This is a genomic window from Mesorhizobium sp. M1143 (assembly GCF_040318435.1).
Taxonomy (GTDB): domain Bacteria; phylum Pseudomonadota; class Alphaproteobacteria; order Rhizobiales; family Rhizobiaceae; genus Mesorhizobium.
The window spans coordinates 26,360-41,440 of sequence record NZ_JAMYMJ010000016.1 but is presented as its reverse complement, the minus strand read 5'-3'; the positions used below and the strand labels follow the sequence as shown (position 1 = coordinate 41,440).

Below are 15,081 nucleotides of genomic sequence, written 5' to 3'. Positions count from 1 at the left end.
CCGCCGGCGGGCCGGCGGTTTCGTATTCGGGCTGCCTTACTTGATCTTCGGCAGCTGTTCCCACTGGTGGAAAGGCGGCGGCGAAGGCAGCTGCCATTCGAGCGTCGTTGCACCCTCGCCCCACGGGTTGGCGCCGGCGACGCGCTTCTTCTGGAAGGCCTCGAACACGCCATAGAGGAAGATCACCACGCCGACGGCCGATATATAGGAGCCGTAGGACGACACCATGTTCCAGCCGGCGAACGCGTCGGGATAGTCGATGGTGCGGCGCGGCATGCCGGCCAGGCCGAGGAAATGCTGCGGGAAGAAGATCAAATTGACGCCGATGAAGGTGACCCAGAAGTGGGTGTTGGCGATCACCGGCGAGTACATGTAGCCGGTCATCTTGGGGAACCAGTAGTACCAGCCGGCGAAGATGGCGAAGACCGCACCCAGCGACAGCACATAGTGGAAGTGGGCAATGACGAAATAGGTGTCATGCAGCGAGCGGTCGAGGCCGGCGTTGGCGAGCTGGACGCCGGTGACGCCGCCGACCGTGAACAGGAAGATGAAGCCCAGCGCCCACAGCATCGGCGTCTTGAACGAGATCGAGCCGCCCCACATCGTCGCGATCCAGGAGAAGATCTTCACGCCTGTCGGTACGGCGATGACCATGGTGGCGAAGACGAAGTAGCGCTGCGTGTCGAGCGACAGGCCGGTCGTGTACATGTGGTGCGCCCAGACGATGAAGCCGACGGCGCCGATCGCGACCATGGCGTAGGCCATGCCGAGATAGCCGAACACCGGCTTCTTCGAGAAGGTCGAGACGATGTGGCTGATGATGCCGAAGCCCGGCAGGATCAGGATGTACACTTCGGGGTGACCAAAGAACCAGAACAGATGCTGGAACAGGATCGGATCGCCGCCGCCATCCGGGGCGAAGAAGGTGGTGCCGAAATTGCGGTCGGTAAGCAGCATGGTGATGCCACCGGCCAGAACCGGAAGCGACAAGAGCAGCAGGAAGGCGGTGATCAGAACCGACCAGGCAAATAGCGGCATTTTGTGCAGCGTCATGCCCGGCGCGCGCATGTTGAAAATGGTGGTGATGAAGTTGATGGCGCCGAGGATCGAGGACGCGCCGGCAATGTGGATCGACAGGATCGCCAGATCCATGGCCGGCCCGGGCTGGCCTGAGGTCGACAGCGGCGGATAGAGCGTCCAGCCGCCGCCAACGCCATAGGCGCCGGGCGCGCTCGGCATGAAAGCCGAAGCGATGAGCAGCAGGAAGGCCGGCGGCAGCAGCCAGAACGAGATGTTGTTCATGCGCGGGAAGGCCATGTCAGGCGCGCCGATCATGATCGGCACCATCCAGTTGGCGAAGCCGCCGATCAGCGCCGGCATGACCATGAAGAAGATCATGATCAGCGCGTGCGCGGTTCCGAAGGCGTTGTACATGCTCTTGCCGCCGTCGATGGCGGCATCGCCGTTCATGCCATAGACCATCTGCGCCAGACCGGTGAAGATCTGGATGCCCGGCTCCTGCAGCTCCATGCGGATGACGACCGAAAGCGCGCCGCCGACGATGCCCGCGAAGATCGCGAAGATCAGGTAGAGCGTGCCGATGTCCTTGTGGTTGGTGGAGTACACCCACCGGACCCAGCCATGATAGGGCTTGTGGTCGTGGTCGTCGTGAGCTGCAGCTTCTGCCATGGTCGGCTCCGTTCCCTAATTCTTGCTAACCCGCGGCATCAATTGCCGGCGGCCGCTACCTTGTTGGTACCGTCGACCTCGGCCATCAGCGCCTTGTTGGCGCCGGGGAGGTCGGTCTTGGCTGCTGCCAGCCAGGTCTTGTACTGCGCGTCGGATACGACGCGGACGGCGATCGGCATGAAGGCATGGTCCTTGCCGCAGAGCTGCGAGCATTGGCCGTAATAGATGCCTTCCTTTTCCGCCTTGAACCACGTCTCGTTGGTGCGGCCGGGAACCGCGTCCATCTTGATGCCGAAGGCCGGAACGGCAAAGGAATGGATCACGTCGGCTGCGGTAACCAGGACGCGCGTCATGGTGTTGACCGGCACGACCAGCTCGTTGTCGACCGCCAGCAGGCGCGGATAGACCTTGCGGTCTTCCTTGCCGATCGCGGCGCGGTCGGCGTCCTGCAGGATGGCCGAGTTGAAGGAGAGCGTGTTCTCGGTCTGGTACTCATAGTCCCAGTTCCACTGATTGCCCGTTACCTTGACGGTCAGCTTGGCCTCTTCCGGCGGCGTGTACTGCGCCGTCAGCAGTTGGAACGAGGGAATGGCGATGAACAGCAGGACGACGACCGGCCCGACTGTCCAGATGATCTCGATCAGCGTGTTGTGGCTGGTCTTGGACGGAACCGGGTTTTTGCTGGCGCGGAACCTGAAGATGCACCAGGCGAGAAGCGCCAGAACCAAAGCAGTGATCGGGACGACGAACCACATCGTGTAGTTCCCGAACCACTCGATCTGCCGCATCATGTCTGTCGCCGGCGGCTGAAAAGTCATCTCCCACGGCTGCGGCTGGGCCGCATGGGCGGAGGCACCGGCGAAAAATGCGGCGGCGGCGCCTGCTGTTGCCATCAATTTGGCGCTTGCTGGGAATTTTCTCATCGCCCTCTTCATCTCCCGGTTCCTCGCGATCGCGACGCAAGAATATCGAACAATGCCGGGATGGGAATCCCGGACAGTCCCAAGGGTGGTTCAAACCATACTCTATTTCCCTCCGCAAGAAAGGAGCGGGCGAAACCGTGCGGCATTTTTGCGCGCAAGTGCTGCCGCGCCGTTTCGACGGCCTCGTGGCCCGCGCGGGTCGTCGACAGACAGGCTATGCGGGCTTGTGTCCGGAATGCGCCCGACGGTCGCAATTCGGGCGAATTTGCTAGGGAAAAGCGCATTATTGCGCCTGCCGGGGCTGACCGGCGGTCGCCCTATCCTTTACTTGGCCTTGGCGCGGCTTAAAGTGCCGTGATTCGCAATGGAGCCGTCATGACCTCTTGGCTTTCGAGAAACGCCTGGCATTCGAAGAGCGCCTGGCATTCGAAAAGCGCTTGGCTTTCGAGAAGCGGGGCGAAGGTCGTTTTTCTCGCCGCCCTGATCGGTATCGGCTCGTCCGCAACCGGCGTCGCCAATGCAGCGCAGCCCAGCGGCACGGTCAAGTCAACGCATGGCGCGTGGTCGATCATCTGCGACACGCCGGCCGGCGCCACCTCGGAACAATGCGTGATGATGCAGAACGTCGTTGCCGAGGATCGCCCGGAAATGGGACTGTCCGTCGTCGTCCTGCGCACCGCCGACAACAAGGCCGAGATCCTGCGCGTGCTGGCGCCGCTCGGCGTTTTGCTGCCCAATGGCCTGGGCCTCAATGTCGACGGCAAGGATATCGGCCGCGCCTATTTCGTGCGCTGCTTCCAGGACGGCTGCTATGCCGAGGTCATTCTCGAAAAGCCGCTGCTCGATACGCTGAAGACCGGGACGTCGGCCACCTTCATCGTCTTCCAGACGCCGGAAGAAGGCATCGGCATCCCTGTCGACCTCAAGGGCTTCGCCGACGGTTTTGCCGCCCTGCCCTGAGCTTGATGCTTGCGAAACCGTCTTTCCTGACGCACAATTCCCACGGGTTTGATCTTTGGCTGTGGGGGTCATCATGCGTGCTTGTTCTGTGCTTTTGTCGACCGGTCTGATCCTGACCGGCGCCGTTTCCGTCGCCTTTGCCGAGGATACCGAAATCATCACGGCGCCCGATCCGGCCGTCATTTTCGAGCTTGCGAAAGGCTATGGCTCGGCAAAGATGGACAAGGACGACGGCGGCGATCCGATGGTCTCGGGCCGGCTTCAGGGCATGAAATATGTCATCTACTTCTATGGCTGCGAAAACCATGAGAAGTGCAAGTCGATCCAGTTCTCCTCGGGCTATACCGACCCCTTCACGGCCGACCAGGCCAATGAATGGAACAAGAAATACCGCTGGGTGAAGGCCTTTTCGGGTGACGGGTCGAACTTCAAGATGGATGTCATGTTCAGGGGCGGGGTTACCCGCTCCTACCTCGAAGAGCAGTTCTCGAACTGGGATTCCATGACCAGCGACATCAAATCGTTCGTGGACGAGAAGTAGAGCCCTAAAGCGCGTCGCGCTGAAACGGATTCATACGACGCGCTTTAGGTCTTTGTTTGATGCATGTCGTTATCCCAGAACCGCGGCACACTTCTGGGCGACATGCATTAGCGCTCCACTGTCCGGCTGCGGATCGTCATTGCGGATTGTGCAGGCGCGTCTTCGCGCCTACATCGTGGCAACACCATTCCTCTTGTGAGCGGACCTGCCATGAACAGCCTGACCGGCCAATTCGACATTTCAGACGATCGCATCAAGCGGATCGTCGCCGACACACTGAACGGCGCCGATGATGGCGAACTGTTCCTCGAATACAGCGAGAGCGAAGCGCTGATGTTCGACAATGGCAGGCTGAAGACCGCCAATTTCAACACCGACCAGGGTTTTGGCCTGCGCGCCGTGGCCGGCGAGGCCAGCGGCTACGCCCATTCCAGCGATCTTTCGGAGGCGTCGCTGCTGCGCGCCGCCGACGCGGTCTCGACCGTCAAGGGCGGCTATTCCGGCACGCTTGCCGCGGCACCCGCGCGCACCAACCGCCATCTCTATGGCGAGGAGAACCCGATCCCCTCGCCTTCCTTCGAGGTCAAGGCCAAGCTGTTGCAGGAGATCGACGCATGGCTGCGTGCCGAGGACCCGCGCGTGCGCCAGGTGACGGCCTCGCTCGCGGCGTCCTGGCAGCATGTCGAGATCGTGCGCGCCGACGGCCAGATCGTGCGCGACATCCGCCCGCTGGTCCGCATCAACGTTTCCGTCGTCGTCGGCGACGGCGACCGCCAGGAAAGCGGCTCCTATGGCATGGGCGGGCGCAAGGCGTTCGGCGAGTTCCTGGTCGAGGACGCCTGGAAGCATGCTGCCAGGGAGGCCCTCAGGCAGGCGCTGGTCAATCTCGAAGCCATTCCCGCGCCGGCCGGAACGTTCGACATCGTTTTGTCCAGCGGCTGGCCGGGCGTGATGCTGCACGAAGCCGTCGGCCACGGGCTGGAGGGCGACTTCAACCGCAAGAAGACCTCCGCCTTTGCCGGCCTGCTCGGCCAGCAGGTCGCCGCCAAGGGCGTTACCGTGGTCGATGACGGCACCATGCCGGAGCGGCGGGGTTCGCTGACCGTCGACGATGAAGGCACGCCTTCGGCCCGCAATGTGCTGATCGAGGACGGCAAGCTTGTCGGCTACATGCAGGACCGCCAGAACGCCCGGCTGATGGGCATGAAAGCCACGGGAAACGGCCGGCGCGAAGGCTATGCGCACCAGCCGATGCCGCGCATGACCAACACCTATATGACGGCAGGCGACATGGAGCCGGACGAGATCATCGCCTCGGTCAAGAACGGCATCTATGCCGTATCCTTCGGCGGCGGCCAGGTCGACATCACCTCGGGCAAGTTCGTGTTCGGCTGCACCGAGGCCTACATGATCGAAAATGGCAAGGTGACGCAGCCGATCAAGGGCGCCATGCTGATCGGCAACGGACCGGACGCCATGCACCGCGTTTCGATGATCGGCAACGACATGAAACTCGACACCGGCATCGGCATGTGCGGCAAGGCCGGACAAGGCGTGCCGGTCGGCGTCGGCCAGCCGCATCTCAGGATGAACCAGATGACGGTCGGCGGCACCAGGGTTTGAGCGAGGAGACGTCGGCGGGCTTGAATAGTTCCCCTCACAGGGATATCTTACCTTTGTCTTACACAAGGGTAATACCGCAATGGGTGCAATAGAAAAGCTTATAACGACCGTCTCGACCAAGGGACAAGTCATCCTGCCCAGCGCTATCCGCAAACGGAGGGACTGGGGCGCGGGCACGCGCCTGCAGGTCGAAGACACACCGGACGGTGTACTTTTGAGACCGGCGCCTGCCTTTGCCCCGACACGACCAGAAGATGTCTTTGGTGTCCTGCCGCACAGTGGCAGACCGAAGACCTTGGAGGAGATGGACGCGGCCGTCCTTGCTGAAGCACGGCGGCGCCATGCTCGCGATTGATACCAACGTTTTCGTCAGGTATCTGACGAACGACGATCCCGAGCAGTCCCCGCGAGCCCGGCGGCTGATCGACGGTCAGCCCGTTTTCGTCGCCGTCACGGTGATCCTGGAGGCTGAGTGGGTGCTGCGCAGCGGCTATGGTTATGATCAGGCCTCGATCGTCAATGCACTGCGGGTGTTCGGCGGGCTTCCCACTGTCGAGATAGAGGATGCTGCGATCGTCTCTTCCGCGGTCGATCTAGCCGAGACGGGAATGGATTTCGCCGATGCGCTCCATCTGGGCAAGTCCTCGCACTGCTCAGCATTTGTGTCCTTCGACCGTAAGTTCATCAAGGCCGCACAAGCGGCCGGGTACGAAAGCGTTCGCGAAGGCTAGTTTGCCAGCCGGCTACGTCTTGCGGGGGGCGGCAAACTCAAGCACGGCCTTGTGAAAATCGGCGGATTAACGTCGCCGTTTCGGCTTCTCCAGCAGCGCCACGGCCTCGACATGCGGCGACCACAGGAACTGGTCGATGGGCGTGACGCTCTTCAAGATGTAGCCGCCGTCGATCAGGATGCGCAGGTCGCGTGCCAGCGTCACCGGATTGCAGGAGACGGCGGCGACGAACGGCACATCCGAGCGGGCGATCTGCTTCGACTGGTCCTCGGCGCCGGCGCGCGGCGGGTCGAAGACGACGCCATCGAAAGCATTCAGCTCCTTGAACGTCAGCGGCCGCCGGAACAGGTCGCGGCGTTCGCCGGTTACCCGCTTCAGGCCGGTGGCGAAGCGCGATCCGCGGTCGAGCGCCGAAAGGGCTGCCGCGTCGCCTTCGACCGCGTGGACTTCGGATTTGGCCGCCAGCCGAAGCGCAAAGCTGCCGCAGCCGGCGAAAAGATCGGCGACTTTCCTGGCCCGTTTCAGGTGTCCGCCAACGATATCGGCCATCGTCTGCTCGGCGGCTTGCGTTGCCTGCAGGAAGGCGCCAGGCGGTATGGCGACAGCGACGGTGCCGAACATGACCACCGGCTTTTTCGGCTCGATGACAATCTCGTCGTCGATCGAAAGCCGGGCAAAGCCATTGGCCATGATGAAGTTGGAGGCGACCCGGCGCTGGTTCTCGCCCAGCTTGCCCGACTCATAGACAGCGACGTCAAGCCCCGAGCCCGTCACAGTGACCGCCATCCGGAACGATTTGGTGGTGGCGCAAACCAGGTCGGCGACTGATCGCAAGCGATCGAGCGCGGCAACGATCTCCGGCAGTGAGATCGGACATTCCTCGATGGGGATGATTTCCGGCGACAGATGGCGATGGAAGCCAAGCAGCATGCCTGTGTCGGCGCGCCTGGCGGCAAGCACGACGCGGCGGCGTGTGTGTGGCGCACACGGCACCAGGGCGCCGATGTCGCCGGCAATGCCTTTCAAGGCGTGCACGACCTTGTCGCGTTTCCATTGCTGGTAAGCGTCGGCTTGCAGATGCTGGACGGCGCAGCCGCCGCATTCGGTGAAATGCCGGCAGGCCGGATCGATACGCAGCGGCGACGTCTCCAATACCGCCATCAGCATGGCGCGATCCCTCTCGCGCGCGGCGGTGACGGTCTCGCCGGGCAGGGTGAAGGGAATGAACAGCTCGCCGGTTTCCGTCTCGGCGACGCCGTCGCCCTGCGAACCCAGTCTCTTGATGGTGAAGCCCGTGCTCATCGGTCCTTGGTCCCGGCATCCTTGATCCCGGCATCCTTGATCCCGGCAAGCAGGAATTCGCGGTTGCCGTCCCCGCCTTCGATCGGCGACATGTGCAGACCCAATGTACGCCAGCCAGGGACGCCTTCGAGCCATTCCTGCAGCAAGCCGGCCACACGGGCAGCGTCATAAGGGTCTTTCAACAGACCGCCCTTGCCGATTGCCTCGCGGCCGGCCTCGAATTGCGGCTTGACCAGAAACACCGCACGAGCGCCGTCCCGTGCCAATGCCAACGCCGGTGGCATCGCCAGTTTCAACGAGATGAAGCTGACGTCGGAGACGATGAAATCCGGGATGCGGCCGCCGAGATCGGCAGCCGTGAGCTCGCGAGCGTTGAGGCCCTCGATCACGGTGACGCGCGGGTCGGACGAGACACCGGGATGCATCTGGCCGTGGCCGACATCGACGGCAGTGACATGGGCCGCGCCGCGTTCGAGCAGCACCTGGGTGAAGCCGCCGGTCGAGGCGCCGATATCGAGAGCTTCACTACCCGCAGGATCGAGACTGAAATGGTCGAGCCCGGCGATCAGCTTCAGCGCCGCGCGTGAGACATAACCCTGCGCCGGATCGTCGATGACGATGAGACAGTGCGGCAGAACCGTCTGGCCGGGCTTGCGGGCGACCACGCCGTCGACCGTCACGGTGCCGCGCTCGACCGCGTCGCGGGCGCGCGAGCGGCTCGCAAACAGGCCGCGCTGGACGAGCAATTCGTCGAGCCGCTGGCGTGTGCTGGCTGGCAGAGGGGAGTTCATCGGCCTTCATGGCGAAAGCCGGCCGCGAAGGCAAGGACATTGGCATGGGAGGACGTCGAGACCCGGGCCGCAAGCCAGTCCGCCCGGTTGAATATCGCAGCCAGTCCGGCAAGATGTAGAGGCTCAGGCAATGCGGAGGAAGACGAATGCTGACGGGAACCTGCCATTGCGGCGCCGCCCACTGGACCCTGGAAGGCGATCCCGGCCCGATCACGGCCTGCAATTGCACGCTTTGCCGCCGCTATGGCACGCTCTGGGCCTATGACTTTGTCGACGAGCGTATCCGGCTTGCGGGGCCTGTGCAGTCCTACACCCGCGCCGGCAAGGAGACGCCGTCGCTGGAAATCCTGTTTTGCCCGACATGTGCCTGTGTGCTTGCCTGGCGCGGTTTGCGCCGCAGCGACAGCGGCCGCACGCGTATCGCCGTCAATGTCAGGCTGGCGCCGCCGGAGGCGGTCGCCGACCTGCCGATCGACCATTTCGACGGGCTGGACACTTATGACGACCTGCCGCGCGATGGGCGCTGCGTGCGCGATATGTGGTTTTAGAAGATCGTCCGTGAGACCTGCCGTTCAACGGCCGGCATCAGGCCGTCGCTTCCGTCATCTGAAGCCTGCTTGCGCGGGCGCTCGACAGCAACGACTGGTGCGTCCGGCACGACGACAAGCTGCGGCACCTGCTTGTAGGAAAAAGCGCCCCTGATATCGCCCATCTTGCGGGCGACGATGCCTGCCACCGCCTGTTCGAGCTTGCGGTCATAGCGCGTCTCGGCCATGGCCGGCGCGGCGATGACGGCCAAAAGGGCCGCGCCGCACAGAAGCGTTCGCATTGTTTTTAACTCCCTGCCTGGAGGCAGTTCTAGCAGGGCGGCGTTGAAAAACGGCCAAAAGAGAAGGTAAGCGAAACGCCAAAGAGAAGCGTTAACAAAGTGTTAGGCTTGCACAGGCAACTGCTTCAGCTGCGTGAGGTTTGATTCAGGCGCGCTGCGCGCGCGCGGAATGGCCGAGCGCGACGAACACGGTGCGCACGATGCCGGCCGCGTCGAGCCCGGCATCGGCATACATTTTTTCCGGCTTGGCGTGGTCGGTGAACTCGTCCGGCAGCACCAGCGGCCGAACTTTCAGACCGCTTTCCAGCAAGCCTTCATGGGCGAGGAACTGCAGCACGTGGCTGGCGAAACCGCCGACAGCGCCCTCTTCCACCGTCACCAGCACTTCGTGCGAGCGGGCAAGACGGCGGATCAAATCCTCGTCGAGCGGCTTGGCGAAACGGGCATCCGCAACCGTTGTCGACAATCCGGCCGCGCCGAGTTCCTCGGCCGCCAGAAGACAGTCCTGCAGTCTTGTGCCAAAGGACAGAAGCGCCACCTTGGTGCCTTCCCTGACGATGCGGCCCTTGCCGATTTCGAGCACCGAGCCGCGCTCCGGCATGTCGACGCCGACGCCATTGCCGCGCGGATAGCGGAAGGCGATCGGGCCTTCGTCATAATAGGCGGCGGTGCGCACCATGTGGCGAAGCTCCGCCTCGTCGGCAGCCGCCATCACCACGAAGCCCGGCAGCGTCGCCAGGAAGGTGGTGTCGAAGGCGCCGCAATGAGTGGCGCCGTCGGCGCCGACGAAACCGGCGCGGTCGATCGGGAAACGCACCGGCAGTTTCTGGATCGCCACGTCATGGACGACCTGATCGTAGGCGCGCTGCAGGAAGGTCGAATAGATGGCGGCGAAGGGCTTGTAGCCCTCGCTGGCCAGGCCGGCGGCGAAGGTCACGGCATGTTGCTCGGCAATGCCGACATCGAAGGTCCGGGTCGGAAACGCCTCGCCGAACAAATCGAGGCCAGTGCCGTTCGGCATGGCGGCGGTGACGGCGACGATGCGGTCGTCCAGGCGGGCCTCCTGGACCAGGCTCTCGGCGAACACCTTGGTGTAGGCCGGCGCATTGGCCGGGGCCTTGGTCTGCGCGCCGGTGATGACGTCGAACTTGTTGACGCCGTGATATTTGTCGGCCGCGGCCTCAGCCGGCGCGTAGCCCTTACCCTTCTGGGTCACGACATGGATCAGCACCGGGCCGTCGGCATGGTCGCGGACGTTCTTCAGCACCGGGATCAGATGCTCGAGATTGTGGCCGTCGATGGGGCCGATGTGGTAGAAGCCGAGCTCCTCGAACAGCGTGCCGCCGGTGACGTAGCCGCGCGCATGCTCGACCGCCCGCTTGATGGCGCGATCGGCGCGTTTGCCGAGATAGGAGGTCAGCTTCTTGCCGAAATCGCGCAGCCCAAGATAGGTCTTGCCCGACGCGAGCCGGGCCAGATAGGCGCTCATGGCGCCGGTCGGCGGCGCGATCGACATGTCGTTGTCGTTCAGGATCACGATCAGGCGAGCATCAAGCGCGCCGGCATTGTTCATGGCTTCATAGGCCATGCCGGCGGACATGGCGCCGTCGCCGATGACGGCAATGACATTGTTGTGGCCGCCCGAGAGGTCGCGCGCCATGGCCATGCCGAGGCCGGCGGAAATGGAGGTCGAAGAGTGCGCGGCGCCGAACGGGTCGTATTCGCTCTCGGCGCGACGGGTGAAGCCAGACAGGCCGCCTTCTTGCCTGAGCGTTCGGATGCGGTCGCGGCGGCCGGTCAGGATCTTGTGTGGATAGGCCTGGTGGCCGACATCCCAGATCACGCGGTCTTCCGGCGTGTTGAAGACATAGTGCAGCGCCACCGTCAGTTCGACGACACCGAGGCCGGCGCCGAGATGCCCGCCCGTATGCGAGACGGCATCGATCAGCTCGGCGCGCAGCTCCGAGGCCAGCTGCGGCAGCTCGCTTTCGTCAAGCTTCTTCAGGTCGGCTGGAATGCGGACCTTGTCGAGAAGCGGCGTATGCAGCGTTGCGTTCACTGTTAAAGGGCCTGCTCAGCTATAATGCGCGTCGATCATGGCGAAATATGCCTGCGTCGCCGGAATGTAAATGCGTGTCAGTGACGCGGGTGATGCTGACGTTAATTGTCCGGTAACGGAATGAACTCTTCCTCATCTCCGGGAACGATATCGAAGCGGCCCGTCTTCCATTCCTGCTTGGCCTGTTCGATGCGTTCCTTCGACGACGAGACGAAGTTCCACCAGATGTGGCGCGGGGAGCCGAGCGAAGCGCCGCCGAAGAGCATGAAATGGGCGCCACGCTCCGACGACACGACGATCTCGTCGCCAGGCCGGAACACCAAAAGCCGTTCGGCCGGAAAGCGGTCGCCCGAGATCGAGACATCGCCGTCCAGCGTGTAGATGGCGCGTTCCTCGGCGTCGGCGGGAATTTTGACGCTGGCGCCGGGCGCCAGGCGCAAATCGGCGTAGAGCGTCTCGGTATCGGCTCTTACCGGCGAGCGCAGTCCCTGGAAATCGCCGATCACCACGCGGCCGGAAACACCTTCGGCATCGATCTCGGGCAGAAGGAGCGCGGCCGTGTTCTCGAACACCGGCGCCACTTCCTCCTTGCCGTCGGGCAAAGCCAGCCATGTCTGCAGGCCGGAGACCGACATTGGCGCGCCGCGCAGTTCTTCGGGCGTGCGCTCGGAATGGACGATACCGCGGCCGGCGGTCATCAAATTCACGTCGCCCGGCTGGATGACCATCTCGGTGCCGAGTGAATCGCGGTGCCTGATATTGCCGTCGAACAGATAGGTGACGGTGGAAAGCCCGATATGGGGTGCGGGCGCACATCCATCGCCTGCCCGGCGCGCAAGATGGCCGGCCCCATGCGGTCGAAGAAGATGAAGGGACCAACCAGCCGCCGCTTTGCCGTCGGCAGAGCGCGGCGAACCTGGAAGCCGCCAATATCCTTGGCGTTTGGAATGACCATGAGCTCGATCTGGTCGCTGGCGAAGGCATCGCCAGGCTCAGGGTCCTTGCCGGGGAAGAAACTCATCTGGATGTCCTCAGGCGAAGCGGAGCGCCGATTTGGCTTTTGCCTTGGCCGCCACCTCTTCACGATTGCGCGGATGATGCGTGGTTTCCAGCGAATGCAGCAATTCATGCGCCGATTCGGCGATCGCCTCGACGGCACGGTCGAAGGCTGCCTGGTTGCGCTGCGAGGGGCGCGTCGTTCCGCTCAGTTTGCGCACGAATTGAAGGGCGGCGTCGCGGATCTCGTCATGGGTCGCCGGCGGCTCGAAATTGAACAGGGTCTTGATGTTTCTGCACATGCTTGAACTCCTATCTGCTTTATGCCCGCCCCATTCCACTACTCCGCGTCGAGCGGCTCCGTTCCCACCGGTTTGCCATCACGCGACAGCCTGATCTTCTCGACCTTGTCTTCGGCCGCCTTCAGCAGCCGGTCGCAATGGGCCTTCAGCGCCTCGCCGCGCTCATAGATCTTGATCGATTGGTCGAGCGGCACGTCGCCGCGTTCCAGATCATCGACGATCTTTTCCAGCGCGTCGAGTGCCTGCTCGAAGCTCATCGCCTTCACGTCTTCATTTGCTTCGCCAGCCATACTTTACCCCTTCATCAGCCGCCCGACATGGGCGGCGACCGAAAATGCCAGTCCCTGCAGATCGTAGCCGCCCTCAAGCAGGCTGACGAGCCGGTTGCCGCTGTGGCGCCCGGCGCGTTCCAGCAACTGGCCTGTCGCCCAGTCGAAATCATCCTCGCTGAGGTTGATCTCGGCCAGCGGGTCGCGATGGTGAGCGTCGAAGCCTGCGGAAATGATGATCAGATCGGGCGCGAAATTGTCGAGCGCCGGCAGGACGCGCGACAGCAAGGCATCGCGAAACATGTCCGAGCCGGTCTGCGGCGCCAGCGGGGCGTTGACGATGTTGCCGGCGCCGGTTTCGCTCTTGGCGCCGGTGCCGGGATAGAGCGGCATCTGGTGCGTCGAACAATAGAGCACCGAGGGATCGTCCCAGAAGATGTCCTGCGTGCCGTTGCCGTGATGGACATCCCAATCGACGATAGCGACGCGCTCGGCGCCGTGTTTCTTTTGCGCATAACGCGCGGCAATCGCCGCGGTGTTGAACAGGCAAAAGCCCATCGCCGTGGTCTTTTCGGCGTGGTGGCCGGGCGGACGTGAGGCGACGAAGGCATTGGCGACGCGGCCCTCGAAGACGTCGTCGACGGCGGCGTTGGCCGCACCGATGGCGGTGACCACCGCCTGCCAGCTTTTCGGGCTGGCGCTGGTGTCGGCGTCGATCGAAGCGATGCCGCTCTCAGGGATCGCGGCGCGGACGCGGGCGACGAAATCCTCGGGGTGGGCGTAGAGAATGGTGGCCTCGTCGCCTTGCGGCGCCGTTACCCGATCGAGTGCGGTGAAGGCCTCGTCGTCGAGCACGCGCTCGATAGCGCGCAAGCGGTCAGGCCGCTCCGGATGACCGGGGGGCGTCAGATGTTCGAGGAAGATCGGATGGGTGTAGAGCCTGGTGACCATGACCCGATATAGGCGCGCCCGGCCGTTTTGACCATGGTTTGACGCCGCACCGCCCCGACGTTCAACAGGGATTACACCCCGGGCGCCGGCTGCGTCCAGCGCGAGCCGCCGAAGGAAGCCAGCGCCTTATCCCTTAGTTCCCTGAACTTGGACGACGCCTCGGCCAGCCGCTGGTCCCATTCGGCGTTCGGCACCTGGCCTTCGATGGTCTTGAAATAGACCTGCATCAGGCAGGCGATGGCGAAGGGTTCGATGAAGGCCGCCTTGAAGGCCCAGGCAAGGAGGACGGCGAGCACGAAGGCCCAGCCGCCGAGCTGCCCCGGTATGAACCACATGATGGCGGCGGCCGGCGCCAGCATCAAAAGGAAGATGACGAAGGACACGCCCCACATGATGACAGCCAGCCAGACCACGTTCTTGACCATGGTCTTGCCGTTCTGGGCATAGAGCACGACGCCTTGCCGGGCGGTTTCGAAGGGTGAGGACGAGTTGATGCGGATATTGTAGCCGAGGATGATCTCGTCGACATAGGTCAGCGACAGGCGGATCACCGTATTGATGAAAGCGACCAGGCCGCCGAGGCCCGGAATGGGCAGGAAGGCGGCGATGCCGCCGATCAGGCCGGTGATGGCGCGGATGGCGCCCTTGACCAGCTGGTCGAGCACGAAAAGGATGTTGGCCTCGGCGAAACGTTCCTTCACCACATCCTTGGCGTAGGCGATCTGGTCCTGGCCATTGGGAATCTCGCGGCCGTCGATCAGATGCACCATGACGGCGATATGGCCGGCCTTGACGACATAGAGGATGTATTCGCGGATCCAGTACAGCGCGATCGAAACGACGCCGATGCCGACGATGCCGCCCCAGAGCGCAAAGGAAAGCGGCCCGTCGGGATCGGTGGAGACATGGCCGACGCCATAGCCGACGGAGGCGCCGCTGCCGGTCGCCACGATATAGGCGAGCGTGATGCCGAAATAGACGATCATGCGAAAGACGATGAATGGCCATGTCCTGATCATGATGGACACCGACCTGCCGATTTCGAAATCCCACATGCGCCCGAATCTCCCCTCAGAGATGGACGGCGAGGATGAACCCGGGCCGGGAATTGTCAA

The 15,081-nt window shown here is 63.3% G+C and carries 16 protein-coding genes and 1 pseudogene; 6 read left to right on the top strand and 11 right to left on the bottom strand.

Translation table 11 applies throughout. The features are described 5' to 3' along the window. Window positions 1-36: 36 nt before the first annotated feature. Together ctaD and coxB are read right to left on the bottom strand one after the other, a co-directional pair. Complete coding sequence (gene ctaD, locus NKH35_RS13945; RefSeq protein WP_352914958.1) at window positions 37-1,689, bottom strand: cytochrome c oxidase subunit I; 1,653 nt, start codon at window positions 1,687-1,689, stop codon at window positions 37-39. Window positions 1,690-1,727: 38 nt separating this feature from the next. Beyond that, the gene (coxB, locus tag NKH35_RS13940) at window positions 1,728-2,582 is read right to left on the bottom strand and encodes a cytochrome c oxidase subunit II (protein ID WP_023685420.1); all 855 of its coding nucleotides are present in this window, start codon (window positions 2,580-2,582) and stop codon (window positions 1,728-1,730) included. A 405-nt stretch (window positions 2,583-2,987) separates the two neighbouring features. Between coxB and NKH35_RS13935 the strand changes: the two genes are divergently transcribed. The 5 genes from NKH35_RS13935 to NKH35_RS13915 all read left to right on the top strand — a co-directional run bounded on the left by NKH35_RS13935 (window position 2,988) and on the right by NKH35_RS13915 (window position 6,467). Beyond that, complete coding sequence (locus tag NKH35_RS13935; RefSeq protein ID WP_023668422.1) at window positions 2,988-3,572, top strand: invasion associated locus B family protein; 585 nt, start codon at window positions 2,988-2,990, stop codon at window positions 3,570-3,572. A gap of 73 nt (window positions 3,573-3,645) precedes the next feature. After that, on the top strand, window positions 3,646-4,113 hold the full coding sequence (locus NKH35_RS13930) for a YbjN domain-containing protein (RefSeq protein ID WP_352657863.1): 468 nt from the start codon (window positions 3,646-3,648) through the stop codon (window positions 4,111-4,113). 210 nt (window positions 4,114-4,323) lie between these two features. Beyond that, entirely contained in the window at window positions 4,324-5,736 is a 1,413-nt protein-coding gene (gene tldD, locus NKH35_RS13925) for a metalloprotease TldD (RefSeq protein WP_023738485.1), read from the top strand. Window positions 5,737-5,815: 79 nt separating this feature from the next. Further along, a complete protein-coding gene (locus tag NKH35_RS13920; RefSeq protein WP_081725433.1) occupies window positions 5,816-6,091 on the top strand; it encodes an AbrB/MazE/SpoVT family DNA-binding domain-containing protein in 276 nt (91 codons plus the stop codon). Next, window positions 6,078-6,467 (top strand): type II toxin-antitoxin system VapC family toxin, encoded by a 390-nt coding sequence (locus tag NKH35_RS13915; RefSeq protein WP_352914997.1) that lies wholly within the window; start codon window positions 6,078-6,080, stop codon window positions 6,465-6,467. The genes NKH35_RS13920 and NKH35_RS13915 overlap by 14 nt, the downstream gene beginning before the upstream one ends. 66 nt (window positions 6,468-6,533) lie before the next feature. On the opposite strand, the gene NKH35_RS13910 is transcribed toward NKH35_RS13915, so the two are convergent. Together NKH35_RS13910 and NKH35_RS13905 are read right to left on the bottom strand one after the other, a co-directional pair. Next, complete coding sequence (locus tag NKH35_RS13910) at window positions 6,534-7,769, bottom strand: class I SAM-dependent RNA methyltransferase (protein ID WP_352711119.1); 1,236 nt, start codon at window positions 7,767-7,769, stop codon at window positions 6,534-6,536. Next, complete coding sequence (locus NKH35_RS13905) at window positions 7,766-8,560, bottom strand: TlyA family RNA methyltransferase (protein WP_023732097.1); 795 nt, start codon at window positions 8,558-8,560, stop codon at window positions 7,766-7,768. Before NKH35_RS13905 ends, NKH35_RS13910 begins: the two co-directional genes overlap by 4 nt. A gap of 146 nt (window positions 8,561-8,706) precedes the next feature. Here NKH35_RS13905 and NKH35_RS13900 point away from each other — a divergent pair, with 146 nt between their 5' ends. Then, on the top strand, window positions 8,707-9,108 hold the full coding sequence (locus tag NKH35_RS13900) for a GFA family protein (RefSeq protein WP_023687142.1): 402 nt from the start codon (window positions 8,707-8,709) through the stop codon (window positions 9,106-9,108). Here the strand turns inward: NKH35_RS13900 and NKH35_RS13895 are convergent. The 7 genes and pseudogenes from NKH35_RS13895 to NKH35_RS13865 all read right to left on the bottom strand — a co-directional run bounded on the left by NKH35_RS13895 (window position 9,105) and on the right by NKH35_RS13865 (window position 15,021). Continuing rightward, complete coding sequence (locus NKH35_RS13895) at window positions 9,105-9,389, bottom strand: hypothetical protein (protein WP_023668429.1); 285 nt, start codon at window positions 9,387-9,389, stop codon at window positions 9,105-9,107. The genes NKH35_RS13900 and NKH35_RS13895 overlap by 4 nt on opposite strands. A 145-nt stretch (window positions 9,390-9,534) precedes the next feature. Further along, on the bottom strand, window positions 9,535-11,448 hold the full coding sequence (dxs, locus tag NKH35_RS13890; protein WP_023732098.1) for a 1-deoxy-D-xylulose-5-phosphate synthase: 1,914 nt from the start codon (window positions 11,446-11,448) through the stop codon (window positions 9,535-9,537). Window positions 11,449-11,549: 101 nt separating this feature from the next. Continuing rightward, window positions 11,550-12,469: pseudogene (locus NKH35_RS13885) on the bottom strand (pirin family protein). A 10-nt stretch (window positions 12,470-12,479) separates the two neighbouring features. Further along, entirely contained in the window at window positions 12,480-12,746 is a 267-nt protein-coding gene (locus NKH35_RS13880) for a DUF2277 domain-containing protein (protein WP_023668432.1), read from the bottom strand. 38 nt (window positions 12,747-12,784) lie between these two features. Then, on the bottom strand, window positions 12,785-13,036 hold the full coding sequence (locus tag NKH35_RS13875; RefSeq protein ID WP_023668433.1) for an exodeoxyribonuclease VII small subunit: 252 nt from the start codon (window positions 13,034-13,036) through the stop codon (window positions 12,785-12,787). Window positions 13,037-13,039: 3 nt separating this feature from the next. After that, window positions 13,040-13,966, bottom strand: coding sequence for a histone deacetylase family protein (locus tag NKH35_RS13870; protein WP_023747548.1), 927 nt, complete (start codon window positions 13,964-13,966; stop codon window positions 13,040-13,042). A 71-nt stretch (window positions 13,967-14,037) separates the two neighbouring features. Then, window positions 14,038-15,021, bottom strand: coding sequence for a hypothetical protein (locus tag NKH35_RS13865; protein ID WP_352914953.1), 984 nt, complete (start codon window positions 15,019-15,021; stop codon window positions 14,038-14,040). Window positions 15,022-15,081: the final 60 nt, after the last annotated feature.